Below are 17,934 nucleotides of genomic sequence, written 5' to 3'. Positions count from 1 at the left end.
GGTGGGTCGTCCGCGACTCGAACGCGGGACCAACGGATTAAAAGTCCGCTGCTCTACCAACTGAGCTAACGACCCTGAGTATTTTAAAGCAAGGCTTTAAAAACATTGCAAGATCAGATGTTTTCTTGATCTTACAAGAAAGAAGTTGGTAATTTAGGCTTCTTTCATCAGATCAAACAATAAGTGGTGGGTCGTCCGCGACTCGAACGCGGGACCAACGGATTAAAAGTCCGCTGCTCTACCAACTGAGCTAACGACCCTGTATCGTTTGATGGAGCGTATTGTAGCAAGTTATTCAGCTAACACAAGAGGAAAATTCAAAACAATTGCATAACTGTTTATAAAAAGCACGATTTCCTCTTGTTTAGCTAAAAAATGAACTAAAAACGGTACTTATATGCCTGAATGTTATCAAAAATGTCTTTAGTCACATCACAATAAGCCGATTCGCCAGGTAATAAAACCAGCAATCTTTCCTCGGTTTTGTTGGGATCAAAGGCCTGTTCTTTGAGCTTGTTCTTTTGATATTTGAACGTTCCCGTTGTTTCGACGGTTTCTTGTACACGTAAAAAAACCGGAACAGCATAGGCGGGCAGACATTTTTTAAATGTACTTGCCATGTGGCTCAAATCTTGATCATTCAGTTCTGCATGGTCCGCCAATGTGATGGCCGCCATGCCCGCGCGGCCATTGGTGTGCGGAATTTCAACACCATATACTACGGCCTCGACAATTTTATCATGTTCGCAGAGCATATTTTCAACTTCAGTGGTCGAGACGTTTTCACCTTTCCAGCGGAAGGTATCTCCCAAGCGATCAACAAATTGTGCATGACGAAAGCCAATGTCACGTACCAAATCACCCGTATTGAAATAGGCATCGCCTTTTTTCAGCACATTTTTTAAAATCACGGCTTTGTTTTTCTCTGGATCGGTATATCCATCGAAAGGAGAACGACGGGTAATTTTACCGACCAACAAGCCCACTTCACCAGTTTTTACTTTCTGGCAAAATCCATCTTTGTCGCGAATTGGCTCATTTTTCTCTTTATCAAATGCAATCACGGCATACGGCGTTGGAGAAAAACCGACAGTATTATCAAAATTAAAAATATTGCTAAAACCGACATTGCCTTCACTTGATGCGTACAGCTCTAAAATTTCATCGACACCGAAGCGTTGCTTGAATTTATCCCAAATATTCGGACGCATACCATTACCAATCATTTTGGTTACGCGATGGCTCCGATCTAACTCGGTGGCAGGGGCATCCATGAGATAACGACACAATTCTCCCACGTAACCAATGGCAGAGGCATTAAACTTTTTTACATCTTTCCAGAATGCACTGGTCGAATATTTGCGACGTAAGGCCAAAGTTGCACTGCCTGCAATCACGCCACACCAGCACACCACAATGCCCGTAGCATGGTAGAGCGGTAGCGTTACATACATCACATCGTCGGGATTCAGATCAAGCACATGCCCATACGTACCATAGGCCAGTGTCCAGCGACTATGGGTAAAGATCACTGCTTTGGGTAATCCTGTGGTACCTGAGGTATAGATATAAAACAGACCATCTTTGCCTTGAACGGTATGGGTCGTGGGTGGGTTAAATTTTGGGAAATGGTCAATTTGCTCAGCCAGATTGATATATCCGTGCGGTGCGGTGCCCACGTCTTGACGTGTGGCCTGATCGGCAAACCAATGAAAACGGTCTTCATTGATATTTAAGTCAGCACGAATTTCATCAATACAGTGATGTACTTCATCACCAAAAATTAATGCAATCGGTTTGACCAGATTAATACTATGACTGAGCACCTTGCCTGTTTGTGAGGTATTGACCAACGCAATTGTCACGCCAATCTTTGCCAGTGCAATCACGGTGGCCAATAATTCAGAGCGGTTTTCAAGCATGACCGCGATCACATCGCCTTTACGCGCGCCCAATGACAGATAGTAATGCGCAATCTGATTGGCCCACTCATTGAGTTCTTGATAGGTATAGCGCTCATCTTCAAATAGTAAAGCAGCCCCATCCGGATTACGCTTCACGGCTTTTTCAAAAGCAATACCGAGGCCCGCAGGCGAAGCAGAAGTGCGTAAATAGGCTTGTTTGAGTCCATGAAGAAGGTGTGGCACCTTTGGAATCAATTGTGGAATTTTCGCGGCAACAGCCCCAAGCGTAATAATATCAGTCTGTGTGGTCTGGCTCATATACATCCTATTTATTTTTCGATCAATCCAATTATGGTGACGCATCTGCAGAAAAAAATTTCATCTAGAACTGTTCTTTTACGGCCTTTGTTCTAGTGCAATCAACCTAATCTCACAAAAGTATCAAAAAAAACCTAGTCACCGAAATGACTAGGTTTCTTTTAATGATCTGCAATTATGCAAATCATTCGGTACTAGAGGTGGTTTTCTTCGGTGGGCGACCACGTGGACGACGAGGGCGGGCCGGTTTGTCCTGATCTGCATTGGCAGTATTTTCAGACGCCTTAGCCGGTGCTTTGTTTGCTTTGGCTTTGGTCGGTTCCTTTTTTACTGGTGTTGCTTGCTCGATTTCAGGAAGCGAGGCTTGCACAGCATCTGCTGCTTGATTCTCTGAGGCCACAGGTGCTGGGTCTGCTGCCGCATCTGTCGCTTGCTCTGTTGCTGGTACCGCCTCTACCGAGACAGTTGCTGGCGTTTCTTGAGCAGCATCTGCTACAGACGCATCTGTCGTAGCAGATTGTGCGACGACTTCTGCCGTTTGCGGTGCATCTGCTTGTGCCTGCTCAGCAGCTTGCGCTTGCTTGGCTTGAACATGCGCTTGCTCAGCAGCTTGCTTGGCCAAACGACGACGCTCACGCGGATCGTTGGCAACGCGGCTCAGATCAGCCTTCGGTGGTGTGAGCGGTAAAACCGCTGCAGGTTCAGCTTCTTCAACAGGCTTATTGTTTGGAAGCTCTGCATCACGGGTCACTGGCTTTTTATCTTCAGCTTTACCTTCAGACTCGCCTACCACCAATGTAGCGGCATATTGCTCAGTGAATTTCACTAAGGCACGGTTAAAGGTGGGTACCAGACCAAACTGTTCGATTAGAACCGTACAGTCTTCACCATACACATGACGGATCAGGCTGCTAATGGTGTACTGACCGAGTGTTGGCACTTGAGATGGCGTGATCTTCGGTGCTTGTACTTTCGCCTGATGCTGTCCACGTTGTTGACGACGACGCATACGCGGATCATTGCTGGCGCGTTTCACTTCTGAAGATGCAGCGACTGGTTCAGCCACGTCTGTGGTTTCAGTGGCTGGAACATCCGCTTTGGGCGCCACTTCCGCTTTTGCAGGTTGAGTCGGTGCTTTGTGCTCAGCTTTCGCCTGATGTGCTTTTGCTGGTGCTGCTGCATCACGTTTTGGCTGCTGAGGCTGACCATTTAAGGCCACAATTTCACTTTTTGCAGTGTCGACATTGATCACTAGCGCGGTTGCGAGTACCTCGTCACGCGGTGCATCGACCTGTTCTACACGAACCTGACGCTCATCTGCAACAGCAGGTGCAGCTTTTGGCTGTGCATTGTCCTCATTTAATACGCTTTGATCGCGATAACGATTCGGGCGGTTTGGACGTTGCTGATTGCGGTCACGACGCGGCACATGTTGGGTTTCTTCATGTGACGTTTCGTTATGCTGTTGCTGTTCAGGTTGGTGACGCTTTTGATTGCGTTTAAGGTCACGTTGTTCCTGACGCGACAACTGCACAGTTTCTTCATGCACTTGTTGTGAAGCTTCTTGCACTGGGGCATGGTGTTCACGATGCTCTTTGTGCTTACGCTTTTTGTTGTTTTGACGCTGCTGCTGTGGTTTTTCGTCTTTTTCGTTGGAATCGCGTGGCTCATGTTTGGCTTGCGGCTGCGACATATAGACGTTGTTTGCCGTTGGTGCTGCCGCAGGTGCAGCGGTCTGTGCTGGCACGGCTGCTGGATTTACCTGACCAAACTGACCACGGCTGACTGCGCCGTTGTTGACCATTTGTTCAATCGCAGCGGCTGCATTTTGTGCCGAACGAGATTGGTCTGTGGTTTGAGCTTGTTTCTGAACAAACAAGTTTTCAAGCCAAGCACATGCGCTGGCTGACTTTTGTGGTGCAGCAGCCACTTGAGCGGCTTGTTTCGGCGATTGCTTGGTTTTTGCTGCCTCTACCGCTGGTGCAGCAGCATGAGTGTGTTCAGCTTCTTCTAAATGCCAACCTGAAGATTCATAACCCAGCTCTTTTTCGCTAGAACGTGTTGCTTCTGTGCGTTCGTAGCTTGATGGTGCAAAACCTTCAGGGTTGTACTGGATTTCATAATGTGGTGTTTCAAGATGCGGGTGAGGTAGAACCGTCACGCGTACACCTGACGTCTGCTCAAGATAAACCAAGCTATGACGTTTTTCGTTTAGCAAAAATGCTGCGATTTCAACTGGAACTTCAACCTGCACTTCACCATGACGTTCACGCAAAGCAATCTCTTCGACTTTACGCATAATTGAAAGTGACAGTGAACGCAGATCACGTACCATACCGGTGCCATGACAACGCGGGCAGACATAACCGGTTGCTTCTTCAAGCGACGGACGTAAGCGCTGACGGCTCATTTCCATCAAACCAAAGCGTGAGAGCTGACCAAATTGGATACGCGCACGATCACTTTGCGTAGCTTCACGTAATTTAGCTTCAACCATACGCTGGTTACGGTCTTTGGTCATGTCAATAAAGTCGATCACGACCAAACCGCCAATGTCGCGTAAACGCAATTGACGCGCAATTTCTTCAGCAGCTTCTAGGTTGGTATTCAGCGCCGTTTCTTCAACATCATGACCACGTGTAGATTTGGCCGAGTTGATATCGATTGATACAAGCGCTTCGGTTTGATCAATTACGATCGAACCACCAGAAGGCAATTTCACCTCACGCTCGTAAGCTGTTTGAATCTGGCTTTCAATTGCAAAGTGCGCAAACAATGGTTCATTGAGCGTATAGGTTTTGAGTTTGTCGAGCTGACGCGGCATCACTGCTTTTACAAAGTTGTAGGCTTCGTTATAGGCTTGCTCGCTATCAATCAAAATTTCAGCTACATCATCACGCAAGTAATCACGAATGGCACGTGTGACGACACCTGCTTCTTGGTGAACCAGCATTGGTGATGGGCCAGAACTTGAAGTGCTTTGAATTTGGCTCCACAAATCTAGAAGATGTTGGAGATCCAGTTGCAATTCTTCCTGTGAACGGCCAATCCCTGCTGTACGGACAATCACACTCATACCACGTGGCATATTCAGTGATGCCAGCATTTCTTTGAGTTCTTCACGTACTGAACCCGAAATTTGACGGCTGATACCGCCACCTTTTGGATTGTTTGGCATGAGCACCAAATAACGCCCAGCAAGTGAAATAAAGGTAGAGAGTGCAGCGCCTTTATTACCACGCTCTTCTTTTTCGACTTGAACTAAAAGTTCAGTACCTTCGGTGATCAGTTCACGGATATTTGAAGTTTGGCGCGGGTCGGCGTGTAAATACGAATTTGCAATTTCGCGCATCGACAAAAAGCCCTGACGCTGAGCGCCATACTCGACAAAAACAGCCTCTAGAGACGGCTCAACGCGAGTAACATGACCTTTATAGATGTTTGATTTTTTTTGTTCGCGGGTACGATTTTCTAAGTCAAAATCGTAAAGACGATTACCAGTGATAAGTGCAACGCGGACTTCTTCAGCGTGAGTTGCATTAATCAACATACGTTTCATGGGTGTGACACCTAATAGTGACTCACTCAGATCACTGCGATGATCAGCTGCACAAACATCAATCCTTTGTATCAGGACTGGAACTCAGCAAGTGTGGTCCAGATCGTGACGTCCGATTAGTGCATAATGCTTCGGCTCAATAACGGTTTTGATGTTGGCGATACTGCATTGATTGTGGTGCAATCAACGTGCTTGAATTTCTTCACTGGCGGGTAAGCGGTGTATTGGATGATAACTTTCACTGTCACTGAGCTTGAAGATCCTTCTTATGAAGTCTTGATACGGAATGTTCATCGTATCAGTGCTATTTGGCAGTTCCAATACATCAACACTTTAGCCTGAAAAAACCCTCATGGCGCAATGTATCTGATGTGCATCAGTTTACGTTTAATAACCAACGTGTGGGTTGGCGACATATTTCTTTAAACAAACTGTTGTGCAAATGCACAATTAAACGCGACAGTTTGTTTTTTGCCGATATAATAAGCCTTCGGCGTGGGCATATTCTTTTGGGACCTGTCCGAGCTTTTGGTGAAGCCTTGAGCGAATATTCATTTCAAACAGAGTTGAAATTATTTCGTTTTTTGTTCACTTACGGTGGTATCCGTGCGCTGACTATATCAAACCTTGCACGATCTGCCTATGGGCTAATTGAAAGTTTCTTGTGAAATCAAGTAGCTAAACGGTCATTTTTTATTCAAATTTCATCTTTTTCGGGTTTTAATTACTGTATGAATTCTACGCAACAATGGCAAAGCGTCACCTGGTTTGAGGTAGACGAACATCAGGCCGGTCAGCGCATCGATAACTTTTTATTTTCCCGTTTAAAAGGTGTACCCAAAAGTCGTATCTATCGTCTGATTCGTGAAGGGCAGGTGCGAGTCAATAAAAAACGAATTAAAGCGGAAAGTAAACTGAGTATTGGCGATCAGATTCGAGTTGCCCCGATTCGCTACGAACAAAAAGATGAAAGCGATGCGCCAGTCAGCGATCAGGTTGCCAAAAGCCTGCTCAGCCGCGTGGTGTATGAAGATGATGGTTTATTGGTGGTGAATAAACCATCGGGGATCGCCGTACATGGCGGAAGCGGTGTGGCATACGGTCTGATTGAGGCCATGCGAGCGGCTACTGGAAAAAAATATCTAGAATTGATTCACCGAATTGACCGTGACACTTCGGGTTTGGTTATGATCAGTAAAAAGCGCAGCACGCTTAAGCTGTTGCAGGATTTATTACGCGAACACAAAATTGCAAAAACCTACGCAGCACTCGTGAAAGGGAATGTCAGTCTTGATCGACAGTTGATTGATGCGCCGCTGTTGCGTTATGAACTGGCAAATGGTGAACGCCGTGTGAGAGTGTCGAAAGAAGGTAAGCCAAGTAAAACCAACTGGGTGGTCGCTGAGCGTTTTAAAGATGCAACACTGGTTTATGCATCACCACTTTCAGGGCGCACCCATCAAATTCGCGTACATGGCTTGAGTATCGGTCATCCTTTAGTGGGTGACGATAAATACGGCCATCAAACACCTTATACAGGGCCTGAAGCACGCCGTCTGTGCCTGCATGCGATGCGTCTTGAAATTCCGGGCTATCCTGTGATTGAAGCGGCACTGCCAGAGGATATTCAAAGCGTTGTGGCACAGTTGAGAGCACGTAAATGAATCGTCCAGAACTGATTATTTTTGACTGGGACGGCACTTTATTTAATTCAGTTGGCCAAATTGTTGCAAGTTTACAATTTGCAGCGCAACGCTTTGAGCAACCCCTTACGCATGAGGCGGCACAAGGAGTGATTGGTTTAGGCTTACCCGAAGTGATGCAGACGCTTTTTCCGCAGGTTCCACATTTGCATGAGCAAATTGTGATGGCTTATGGCGAACATTATGTGCAACATTCCACGCATGATGCATGGTTTGATGGCGTTGCCGAGTTGCTGCATGACTTAAAAGCCATGGGGATGAAGCTTGCGGTGGCAACAGGTAAAAACCGCCGTGGCTTAGATCGCGTGCTGACCAAAACGCAAAGTCATCATATTTTTGATATCACTCGTGCGGCAAGTGAAACCATGTCTAAACCTCATCCACGCATGCTGGAAGAGATTTTGCAGGTTACAGAAGTCGAGGCAAAAAATGCCATTATGGTTGGCGATAGCAGCTATGATCTTGAGATGGCCATGAACATCGATATGCCGCGTATTGGTGTGAGTTACGGTGTGCATGATCCTCAGGTTTTAGCGCGTTATGCGCCTTTGACCATTGTGAAGAGCGTGCCGGAATTGCATCACTTTTTAAAGCAAATACTGCAACAGAAGATGCCTGCTTAGATCATCCTTTAAAATAAAAATAACTGAGAAACCTGTTGAGGTTTCTCTCTAATAAAAATCTAGAGGTTCAGATGAGCCGTTCAATTCGATTATTAAATTTGCTACAGCACCTAAGAGAAGCCAAATATCCAGTGACCTCGCATGCGTTGGCAACACAACTTGGCATTAGTCAGCGTAGTGTCTATCGAGATATCGAAACATTAAGACAGCAGGGTGTACGAATTGATGCATGTGCAGGCATCGGATTTCAGTTGAAGGAAGATTTCTTTCTCCCTCCGATTACATTGGATGAAACTGAAATAGAAGCCGTTTTTTTGGCGTTACACTGGCTTAAAAGCATCCCTGACGACGCGTTGCAAAGTGCATCATCTTCAGTGCTTAGCAAACTGAATTCAGTCTTACCTGTTTATCGCCAGCATTTTTTAGAACAGACCCCACTCAGAGCCTTTAATGTTTGGCTACCTGTCGATACAAAAATACTTGAGCAGATTCGAATGGCAATTCGTCTACAGGTGAAGGTGACCTTTGCCTATGCCGACGAGCGCAAAAATGAAAGTATGCGAACAGTCTGGCCTTTTGCGATGGGATATTTTAACGACAAAATTATGCTGGCGGCTTGGTGTGAGTTACGACAAGCATTTCGAAACTTTAGAATTGATCGAATTCGGCAGCTTCAGTTGAGTCAAGATCACTATCCTCAGTTTAAGCAGAAATTATTTCATCAATGGTGGGTTGAAGAAGTATGTGTCACTCCTGACAAAAACTGACAATCCGCTGCTCTACACTGGACCCACAATATCAAAAAGGAGTGATTGAGATGGGTCTTCAACTTTATACCAATAAAGAATCACGTGGTGTGGTGGTCGAGTGGTTACTGATCGAACTTGGAATTGAGTGTGAGCGGGTTGAGGTGGAATATCACACCAGTATGAAATCCCCTGAATATCTTAAACTTAATCCCTTCGGTAAGGTGCCGGTACTGATTGATGAGCATGTCGTAATCTATGAGCTAGCTGCTATTTGTGCTTATCTGGCAGATAAGTTTCCTGAAAAGAATCTGGCGCCTGCTCTTGGTGATCCTAAACGCGGTCTTTATTATCGTTGGCTATTTTTTATTTCGGGGCCATGGGAAGCCTTGGCAACAGATCAAATGCGAAACATTCAAGTTCAGCCTGAGCAAAAAATGTTTATGAGTTACGGTGATGAGACAGATGCCTATCAGGCACTTATTCAGGGATTAACTGAAGCAAATCCTTATTTATGTGGAAAACAGTTTACCGTCGCGGATATATGTGTTGGAGCGATGCTGCTGTGGCAGCAAAAGATGGGACAATTAAGAGCTGATCCTGCGATTGAACAATATCTCATGACGATCCGACAAAGAGAAAGCTTACAGCGTAGCAATGCAATTTTTGCCAGTTAAAACTAATCTACACGATTAAGGAAAGTATCATAACTTTCCTTTTTCGATTTAATTCGACAAAAAACTTGCGGCCACATTAATACAAATTGCCAAGATGCTGGTATTAAAAATAAATGCCAAAAATGCATGAAAGATATTGAGCAGACGCATGTTGCGCGAGGTAATTGATACATCTGCAGTTTGTGCGGATGTGCCAATAATATAGCTAAAATATAAAAAATCGGCATAGGTGGGGTGGGGAGTCTGTGGAAATTCCAATCCTCCCGCACTGCCTTTGCTGCGTGCAATATAAAAATCGTGGGCATAGTGCAGCGCAAACACGGTATGCATCAGCAGCCATGCCGAAATAATCGTAAACAGCGCCAAAATAACATGCTCAATTTCGTATGGACTGTTTTTGGACATCATCGAGAGTTGTACGACGATTGCAATCATACACATCAACAGTGCCAGCAGCACCAAGAGCATGATGACCCATTTACTTTCATCCTGACGCTTAGCCTGCTGTTGCATGGTTTTAGTATCCATTTGACCAATCAGACCCATCACATGCGCCAGATAAATCGTTACAGCAATATTCCAGCTAATCAGCACGACAGTGGACCAGTGTGAATCAGTTTGCCATGACAATAGCGTACCAATCACTACACCGATGCCCAAAGAGATAAAAAAATGTGGACGGGATGAAATACTGTGCCCAAGACGAAAAAAGAATCTGTTCATATGTTTTCGTTTCCTTTTCCAAGGCTTTTATTTTTATAGAGAAACGATTGAATTGAGCCGACAGGTATTATGTATGCTGGCTCAAATGGTTGATTTTAATGCTCAGTGATACATTCATCATGCACAGTACGTTCCCATTTGGCGAGCATATCACGAAACGATTGAACCAATGTCGACTTGCTTGAGCTGTTATAACATAGGTATAAATCTAAATGAGGAAGATCGATTTCCAGTGGACGCGTCACACATGTTTCAGGTAACAAACTGGCCACGTAATCGGGGACTAAACTACACCCGCGACCTTGCGCAACACCATTGATGTTGGCCAGCAAACTGTCTGCATGTTCAACCAGATTAAATTGAATGCCATGCTGTTTTGCAAACTTCAAAATTAGCTCATGTAAGACTCTGGATTGACTCGACTCGGCAATCACCAAGTCGAGTTGATGAAGTGCAGACAGGGGAATACGTTCGAGTTTGGCCAATGGATGATGGGCTGGCAAAATAAAAATCAATGACTCTCGTAGCACATGCTCGGTCGTAAAGTCATTATCATTTTGCAGACGATCACGAATAAAACAGACATCCAACTCGCCCTTTTTAAGCGCTTTAATTTGTTCATCATTGCCTAAACTCGACAGATCAATACGAATATCAGGATGATGAAAGCGAAAGTTAGGCAAAATATGCGGAAAGATTTTGACTTCAGCAACAGGAACAAAGCCGACTCTCAGCGCTTGCTGTTTGGCATACGAGACTTGACGGGCCATCATGACGGCTTTTTCAGCTTGAGCCAAAGTCAGGCGTGCCTGTTCCAGAAAAACAGCACCTTCTTCGGTGAGTTCGACTTTACGTTTGGTTCGATACAGCAGTTGAACCCCTACATCAACTTCCAAATCTTTGATTTGCTGACTTAAAGAGGGTTGAGCAGTATAGAGTTTCAATGCAGCTTTACTAAAATTTAATTCTTCAGCCACAGTGACAAAATATCGAAGATGTCGCAATTCCACAAAAAACTAATCCAAAAAAAGTCTTATAAACATAAGTCTAAAGGATATTAAATGAATAGGACACGTGTAAAAAATGCTTTAGCCATTTATAAAATAAATAGTATTTTTAAGCTCATTATTAATTCAATATAAAAATAGTATTTTGATTTATTTATAAAATATATGAATCAATTGTATAAAAAAAATGAATCAATCTCACCACAAAAATGAATATATTGCACCAATATCGTGCTTAATCATATTGCAGTGTAAAACTGGTTTATTTCTTGCTTTGTTTCAAATCTTCTGCTGAAAACGGTAGGGTATTTAAAGCTAGGACGCAAGAATAGTGGAATGATACATTATCTGTTGCTCAAGACCTCCAAGCAGTTTACTCTGCTTATCGGTGGTAGGTTTTTGAGTTTTGCTTAAGCCGTCCTATTGCATAGGGTCTGGTCGAGATTGCTCTTGAATTGCACAGCCATAAAACTTTGAAAAGCAAAGACGATTGACGCATAAACGCAACAAACTTCTTGAGAAAATCTGGCACTCTAAGAAAGGTTGTCATACACGCTGTAAGCAACCAAGATAGCATGAACAGTTTTACAAAAAATGGAGACGAGTCGTGGCTTACGTTAAATGAAGAACATGTCTGATGCATACGTTTATTTGACCACAAGATGATGACTAAAATTACCCTATGAAAGAGAAGCCGACATTAACCTATCAATTGCCGACTAAATCTTGTTTAACGCATACATGGAGTAAGCCTTCTTTTCATTATTTAGATTCTGTACAGGCCGGACATTCACGTTTTTATAATCAAGTGAAGCATTCCTCAGCACGTGGTTCAACCGAATTACTGCGCTGGTTAATGACGCGTGAATCGTATACATGGGATGTCGATATTCAGCGTGAATTTGATGCACGGCTCAATATGCCGGCGGCGATGCCACAAAATCGACCGCATGCCGAACTAGATGACTGGCAGATCTGGTTTGTCGGGCACGCGACTGTATTGTTGCAAATCGGGCCATATAATCTCATCACCGACCCTGTGTGGTGTGAATACGCCAGTCCGCAACAAGGGCGAGGTCCACGACGCGTGTGTCCTGCTGGTATCGCCCTTGAGCATTTGCCCACGATTCATGCTGTTTTGCTCAGTCATAATCATTACGATCATATGGATTTGGCCACTTTAGAATGGTTACATAAAAAGTTTGCCATGCCGATTTATACTGGACTGGGCAATCAGTATTACTTGCCCAAGCAGTATCATGTGATTGAGATGGATTGGTGGCAGATGATTCCTTTTCATGATCTTACCATTGCCTATACGCCTGCACAGCATGGATCAGGCCGTGGTCTACGTGATCAGGGCAAAGCCTTGTGGGGAGGTTTTTCAATTCTCGGTGCAGATGATCATGCTTTTTTTGCAGGGGATACAGGCTACTCACCGCATTTTAAAGAAATCTATGAGCGTTTTGGTGCACCCCGAATTGCACTCTTGCCGATAGGTGCGTACGAGCCCCGTGAGCTCATGCAATATGTACACATGAACCCGCAAGATGCATTGCATGCGCATTTGGATTTACACGCACAGCGCTCGGTTGCGATTCATCATCGAACCTTTCAGCTAACCGATGAAGGCCGAGATGAGCCAGAGCGGGAACTCACGCATTTGCTCAAGACGTCATCTAAATTGGTGAATCCGTTTTACTGTTTGCGTGAAGGGCATAAACTCACTGTGTAAAACCCGAATTATAAAAAAAGAGCCGATATCGGCTCTTTTTCTTTTGGAGGCTTATACCAGATCGTAACGATCGGCGTTCATGACTTTCACCCAAGCTTTGACGAAATCATGGACAAATTTGTCACGGTTATCATCTTGCGCATAAACCTCTGCATATGAGCGTAAGATCGAGTTTGAACCAAACACTAAATCTACACGGCTCGCAGTCCATTTGGTTGCTCCTGTTGTACGATCTACAATATCGTAAGAGTTGCGACCCGTTGGTTTCCATGTGTAGGCCATATCGGTTAAGTTGACGAAGAAATCGTTACTCAATACACCCACGCGATCTGTCAAGACGCCCTGCGGATTGTTGCCGTAGTTTGCACCCAAGACACGTAATCCACCCACCAGCACCGTCATTTCGTGTGCGGTTAGACCGAGGAGTTGTGCGCGATCTACCAATAGTTCTTCAGGAGTCGTCTCGAAGTGCTGTTTTTGCCAGTTTCTAAAACCATCATGCACAGGCTCAAGCGATTCAAAAGAATACACATCGGTTTGTTCCTGTGTTGCATCACCGCGTCCCGGTGCAAATGGCACGGTAATATTCACACCTGCGGCGCGAGCAGCTTGCTCCACAGCGGCTGTTCCACCGAGAACAATCAGATCGGCAATACTCACAGGTTTTTCAAACGAAGCCTGAATCGACTCAAGTACACCCAACACTTTTTGCAAGCGTTCAGGCTCATTGCCCACCCAGTCTTTTTGTGGTTCAAGACGAATACGCGCACCGTTGGCACCCCCACGATAATCTGAACCACGATAAGTACGGGCACTGTCCCACGCCGTGGTAATCAATTCCACACGAGTCAAGCCGCTATCGAGTATTTGGCGTTTAAGCGATTCAATCTCGGCATCAGTTAAGGTGTAATCTACGCTCGGAATTGGATCTTGCCAGATTAAATCCTCTTGCGGTACATCTGGGCCAAGGTAACGGCTCTTTGGTCCCATATCACGGTGTGTAAGCTTAAACCATGCACGAGCAAACACATCAGAGAAGTAGGCCGGATCTTGATAGAAACGTTCCGAAATTTTACGGTACTCTGGATCAATTTTGAGTGCCATATCGGCATCAGTCATAATCGGGTTACGTCGAACGCTTGGATCATGCGCATCAATCGGCATGTCTTCTTCTTTGATCGTAACCGGTTCCCATTGCCATGCACCTGCTGGGCTTTTACGAAGTTCCCAGTCGTAGGTTAAAAGCAAGTAGAAGTATTCGTTATCCCATTTGGTGGGGTGCGTCGTCCACGCGCCTTCGATACCACTGGCCATGGTGTTGCCTGCATTTCCAGAGCCTTCTGGGTTAAACCAGCCTAAACCTTGGAATTCAACATCTGCACCTTCCACTTCTGCACCAAGTTTTTCGGCACGTCCGTTACCATGACATTTCCCCACGGTATGACCACCAGCGGTCAGCGCAACGGTTTCTTCGTCGTCCATGCCCATGCGGTCAAAAGTCACACGCATGTCATGTGCAGTACGTAACGGATCTGGATTGCCATCCACACCTTCCGGGTTGACATAAATCAAACCCATCTGTACCGCTGCAAGTGGATTTTCAAGCGATTCACGGTCTTGATCATCTGAATAGCGATTACGGGTTGCGTCTAACCATTTTTTCTCGCTGCCCCAGTACACATCTTTTTCTGGGTGCCAGATTTCTTTACGACCTCCAGCGAAACCGAAGGTTTTAAGGCCTGCTTCTTCATAGGCCAGTGTACCCGCAAGAATGATCAGATCACCCCACGAAATTTTATTGCCATATTTACGTTTGATTGGCCAAAGCAAACGGCGGCCTTTATCGGTATTGACGTTATCTGGCCAGCTGTTTAATGGCGCAAAGCGCTGGTTGCCTGTATTGGCGCCGCCACGTCCGTCTTGTTTACGGTATGAGCCTGCAAGGTGCCAAGCGGTACGTACAAACATACCGATATAGCTACCCCAGTCGGCTGGCCACCAGTCTTGACTGGTCGAAATTAGGCTTCGAATATCTTGTTTGAGTTCTTCAAGATTCAGTTCTTTAAAAGCTTTGGCATAATCGAAATCGGGATCCATCGGATCTGTTTTTTGGTCATGTTGATGCAAAACATCAAGATTAAGCGCGTTTGGCCACCATGCGGTTGGACTTTGGCTTTGTCCAGTATTACCGCCATGTGTAAAAGGGCATTTTCCTGTTGCTGCAGTATTCATTGCGATTTACTCCTTGGATTTTGGCTATTGCTTTGTCGTGGCTTTCGGTAAAGTAAATTGAAATTGATGATGTCGTTTTAATGATTAAGGGGCAGTTCACCAAGACAGGTTAAAAAAATCTTAAGTAATTCTGATGCTGCTTGAGTGTTCGAATCAATCTGCATGGCTGTGCTCCTGATCTCAAAATATATTACGCGTGTTCGCTGTTAAAATTAGTTTAAATGATTTAAATGATTTGTAAAAAAGATAAAATTCATTAAATTGATTTGTTTTTTAGATTATAAAAGACCGTTTAATTTAATTCGATATGTTGATGTATCACCGATTTGTAGTGCGCTTTGGCGTTATTGCCCTAGAGGGGCTAGCTAGCCCCTCTAGGGTCATCATTTAAACGGAAACCAATCGATTAGATTTGACCATGTCTCCAAGGCCATGATTTCTAAAGTAGTATTCCATCCAGCTTTTCACCATGAGCGGGTTATTCATTTTGACGACCTCATTGAGCAATTGCTCGGCATCGGTCATTGAAACGTGACAGATGGCTTTGCGCACCCGCAAAATATTACTCGAACTCATGGAGAGGGTATTGAATCCCATCGCCATCAATAAAATTGCCGATAAAGGATCGCCCGCCATTTCGCCACAAATACTGATGGGCTTCTCATGATGATGGCATTCCTTAACCAGTTTTTGCAGCGCGCGAAGAATGGACGGATGAAAGTGTGAATATACACTCGACACCCTTGGATTGTTGCGATCGACTGCCAGTAAGTACTGGATTAAATCGTTTGACCCTACGGAAAAGAAGTCGACCAATTCGGCAAACTCATCAATTTGCAGTAACACACTCGGAACTTCGACCATGATGCCGAGTTTTGGTTTGGTAATTTTGACCTGTTCTTCTTCTTGTACCGCGACCCAGTCACGTTCTAACAGATACAACACTTCCTCGACTTCGCTGACGCTGGTCACCATGGGCAGCAAGATATGCAAATTGTTTAAACCAATGCTGGCCTTGAGCATCGCGCGCACTTGAGTGGAAAAAATTTCTGGATGATCCAGCGTAAAGCGTAGACCACGCCATCCCAGCGCCGAATTTTCTTCTTCAATACTAAAATAAGGCAAGTCTTTGTCAGCACCAATATCCAGCGTACGCATGATGACGGGCTTGTTGGCAAAATGACTCAATTGCTGACGATAAATGGCCCGTTGTTCTTCTTCGCCCGGAAAGCGTTCACGCAACATAAACGGAATTTCGCTGCGATAGAGTCCCACACCCTTGGCCCCACGCTGAACGCCGCGTACCACGTCAATCATCAGGCCAGTATTGACATACAGCTTGACTGCAACACCGTCGGGGGTAACGGCATCACGTGTTTCGTATTGCTTGAGGTCTTTGGCAATTTGCTCTTCTTCTTTTTGAATTTCTTTATAGCGCTGACGCAGACGTCTAGGTGGGTTGATAAAGATCCGCCCTTGATAGGCATCGACAATCATTTCTGCATCATCAAGGGTGTTGATGGGGAGCTCGGTCACGCCAACAACAGTTGGAATACCCAGCGCGCGTGCCACAATCACCATATGCGAATTGGCAGCACCTTCTGTGGTGACAATCGCGGCAATATTATCGACCGACAGTTCAACCAGTGCAGCAGTACTGATTTCTTCTCCAATTAAAATACTGTCGGGGCTTAAATCTTTATGGCTGGAATCTGCTTCTTGCAGTGAGGCCAGAATACGCCGTCCTAGATCTTTTAAATCTGACACGCGCTCACGCAGGTAATCGTCTTCCATTTGTGCAAATAGGGTGATGTGCTTGTCGATGACACGACGCACGGCACCTTGTGCCCAGTTACCGGCGCGAATCAATTCTTTAATTTCGGCAGGAAGCGCATTCTCATCCAGCATGCGTAAAAACACACTAAATAGCGCGCGTTCTTCCGACATTAAGGAGTCTTGCATTTTTTCGTCAAGCTGCTGAATTTCGGTACGTACCGAACTCACCGCTTGATCGAGCAAATGTAATTCATCACTGATATCATCGGCTTCGCGATCTGGAACCGATGCCAGATCGGCAGGCGGGTATAAAACGTAAGCACGGCCCAGCGCAATTCCGCCAGCACCTGATACGCCCTGAAAGGTTTTGTAGGCTGGCCCATTACTTGGCTTACGAAATACATCGATGTTGCCCACCGCATGTGCATGTGCGATGACACCTGAGAGCTGAGCGCACAGCGTCACCAAAAAGGATTCGGCTGCTTCACTAAAATCTTGTGGTTGCTTATTTTGTACCACCAGTACGCCCATCACCTTACGGCGATACATGACGGGTACACCCAGAAACGAGTTGTAAATTTCTTCGCCTGTCTCGGGTAGGTAGGCAAAGCGCTCGTGTTTGGAGGCATTTTCCAAATTGACGATTTCTTCGCGCTGACCCACAAGGCCAACCAGACCTTCACTGAGTTGCAAGGAAACATGCCCCACAGCTTCGGGATTAAGCCCTTTAGAGGCCATCAGCAAATAACGCTGGTTGCGTTCGTCAAGCAAATAAATTGAGCAAACATCCACTTTCATCGCTTCCGCCACATGGTTGACCATAATGTCGAGCGAATCATGCAAACTTACAGACGAATTGATCTCCTGAACAATGCGTCTTAAGGTGTCAAGTTGCATGTTTGACATGGATGCTTACTCCAAAATTTTTAAT

The 17,934-nt window shown here is 45.3% G+C and carries 11 protein-coding genes and 2 tRNA genes; 5 read left to right on the top strand and 8 right to left on the bottom strand.

Going from position 1 to position 17,934, the window contains the following annotated elements:
• Positions 1–2: 2 nt before the first annotated feature.
• From QLG00_RS13725 to QLG00_RS13710, 4 genes are all read right to left on the bottom strand, one after another.
• Positions 3–75 (bottom strand) — tRNA-Lys (locus QLG00_RS13725).
• 109 nt (positions 76–184) lie between these two features.
• Positions 185–260 (bottom strand) — tRNA-Lys (locus QLG00_RS13720).
• Positions 261–380: 120 nt separating this feature from the next.
• Positions 381–2,222, bottom strand: coding sequence for a long-chain-acyl-CoA synthetase (locus QLG00_RS13715; protein WP_149929767.1), 1,842 nt, complete (start codon positions 2,220–2,222; stop codon positions 381–383).
• Positions 2,223–2,406: 184 nt separating this feature from the next.
• Positions 2,407–5,781: an Rne/Rng family ribonuclease gene (locus QLG00_RS13710; RefSeq protein WP_282471215.1), complete on the bottom strand. Its 3,375-nt coding sequence runs from the start codon at positions 5,779–5,781 to the stop codon at positions 2,407–2,409.
• Between the two features lie 731 nt (positions 5,782–6,512).
• Here QLG00_RS13710 and QLG00_RS13705 point away from each other — a divergent pair.
• From QLG00_RS13705 to QLG00_RS13690, 4 genes are all read left to right on the top strand, one after another.
• Entirely contained in the window at positions 6,513–7,445 is a 933-nt protein-coding gene (locus QLG00_RS13705) for an RluA family pseudouridine synthase (protein WP_088458957.1), read from the top strand.
• Positions 7,442–8,107: an HAD-IA family hydrolase gene (locus QLG00_RS13700; RefSeq protein ID WP_025095340.1), complete on the top strand. Its 666-nt coding sequence runs from the start codon at positions 7,442–7,444 to the stop codon at positions 8,105–8,107. Before QLG00_RS13705 ends, QLG00_RS13700 begins: the two co-directional genes overlap by 4 nt.
• Before the next feature lie 71 nt (positions 8,108–8,178).
• Positions 8,179–8,874 (top strand): YafY family protein, encoded by a 696-nt coding sequence (locus tag QLG00_RS13695; RefSeq protein ID WP_282471214.1) that lies wholly within the window; start codon positions 8,179–8,181, stop codon positions 8,872–8,874.
• Positions 8,875–8,924: 50 nt separating this feature from the next.
• On the top strand, positions 8,925–9,530 hold the full coding sequence (locus tag QLG00_RS13690; protein WP_055414466.1) for a glutathione S-transferase family protein: 606 nt from the start codon (positions 8,925–8,927) through the stop codon (positions 9,528–9,530).
• A gap of 48 nt (positions 9,531–9,578) precedes the next feature.
• Here QLG00_RS13690 and QLG00_RS13685 read toward each other — a convergent pair whose 3' ends face one another.
• Both QLG00_RS13685 and hcaR read right to left on the bottom strand, forming a co-directional pair.
• Positions 9,579–10,253 (bottom strand): DUF1345 domain-containing protein, encoded by a 675-nt coding sequence (locus QLG00_RS13685; protein WP_004932667.1) that lies wholly within the window; start codon positions 10,251–10,253, stop codon positions 9,579–9,581.
• A gap of 95 nt (positions 10,254–10,348) precedes the next feature.
• On the bottom strand, positions 10,349–11,263 hold the full coding sequence (gene hcaR / locus QLG00_RS13680) for a DNA-binding transcriptional regulator HcaR (RefSeq protein WP_025095342.1): 915 nt from the start codon (positions 11,261–11,263) through the stop codon (positions 10,349–10,351).
• Between the two features lie 679 nt (positions 11,264–11,942).
• On the opposite strand from hcaR, the gene QLG00_RS13675 reads away from it, so the two are divergent.
• Positions 11,943–12,995: an MBL fold metallo-hydrolase gene (locus QLG00_RS13675; RefSeq protein WP_282471213.1), complete on the top strand. Its 1,053-nt coding sequence runs from the start codon at positions 11,943–11,945 to the stop codon at positions 12,993–12,995.
• A gap of 51 nt (positions 12,996–13,046) precedes the next feature.
• On the opposite strand, the gene katG is transcribed toward QLG00_RS13675, so the two are convergent.
• Both katG and ptsP read right to left on the bottom strand, forming a co-directional pair.
• On the bottom strand, positions 13,047–15,227 hold the full coding sequence (gene katG / locus QLG00_RS13670) for a catalase/peroxidase HPI (protein WP_004932675.1): 2,181 nt from the start codon (positions 15,225–15,227) through the stop codon (positions 13,047–13,049).
• 387 nt (positions 15,228–15,614) lie between these two features.
• Positions 15,615–17,909 (bottom strand): phosphoenolpyruvate--protein phosphotransferase, encoded by a 2,295-nt coding sequence (gene ptsP / locus QLG00_RS13665; RefSeq protein ID WP_004943835.1) that lies wholly within the window; start codon positions 17,907–17,909, stop codon positions 15,615–15,617.
• Positions 17,910–17,934 lie beyond the last annotated feature (25 nt).

This window comes from Acinetobacter sp. V89_7, assembly GCF_029967895.1.
In the GTDB taxonomy this organism is placed as follows: Bacteria; Pseudomonadota; Gammaproteobacteria; order Pseudomonadales; family Moraxellaceae; genus Acinetobacter; species Acinetobacter soli.
This window is presented reverse-complemented; position numbering and strand designations above follow the sequence as displayed.

What these genes read in the sequence shown, in the direction of transcription:
- QLG00_RS13675 (WP_282471213.1), top strand. Translation starts at nt 11,943, where the DNA reads ATGAAAGAGAAGCCGACATTAACCTATCAATTGCCGACTAAATCTTGT.
- QLG00_RS13685 (WP_004932667.1), bottom strand. Translation starts at nt 10,253, where the DNA reads ATGAACAGATTCTTTTTTCGTCTTGGGCACAGTATTTCATCCCGTCCA.
- QLG00_RS13710 (WP_282471215.1), bottom strand. Translation starts at nt 5,781, where the DNA reads ATGAAACGTATGTTGATTAATGCAACTCACGCTGAAGAAGTCCGCGTT.
- QLG00_RS13705 (WP_088458957.1), top strand. Translation starts at nt 6,513, where the DNA reads ATGAATTCTACGCAACAATGGCAAAGCGTCACCTGGTTTGAGGTAGAC.
- katG (WP_004932675.1), bottom strand. Translation starts at nt 15,227, where the DNA reads ATGAATACTGCAGCAACAGGAAAATGCCCTTTTACACATGGCGGTAAT.
- QLG00_RS13700 (WP_025095340.1), top strand. Translation starts at nt 7,442, where the DNA reads ATGAATCGTCCAGAACTGATTATTTTTGACTGGGACGGCACTTTATTT.
- ptsP (WP_004943835.1), bottom strand. Translation starts at nt 17,909, where the DNA reads ATGTCAAACATGCAACTTGACACCTTAAGACGCATTGTTCAGGAGATC.
- QLG00_RS13690 (WP_055414466.1), top strand. Translation starts at nt 8,925, where the DNA reads ATGGGTCTTCAACTTTATACCAATAAAGAATCACGTGGTGTGGTGGTC.
- QLG00_RS13695 (WP_282471214.1), top strand. Translation starts at nt 8,179, where the DNA reads ATGAGCCGTTCAATTCGATTATTAAATTTGCTACAGCACCTAAGAGAA.
- QLG00_RS13715 (WP_149929767.1), bottom strand. Translation starts at nt 2,222, where the DNA reads ATGAGCCAGACCACACAGACTGATATTATTACGCTTGGGGCTGTTGCC.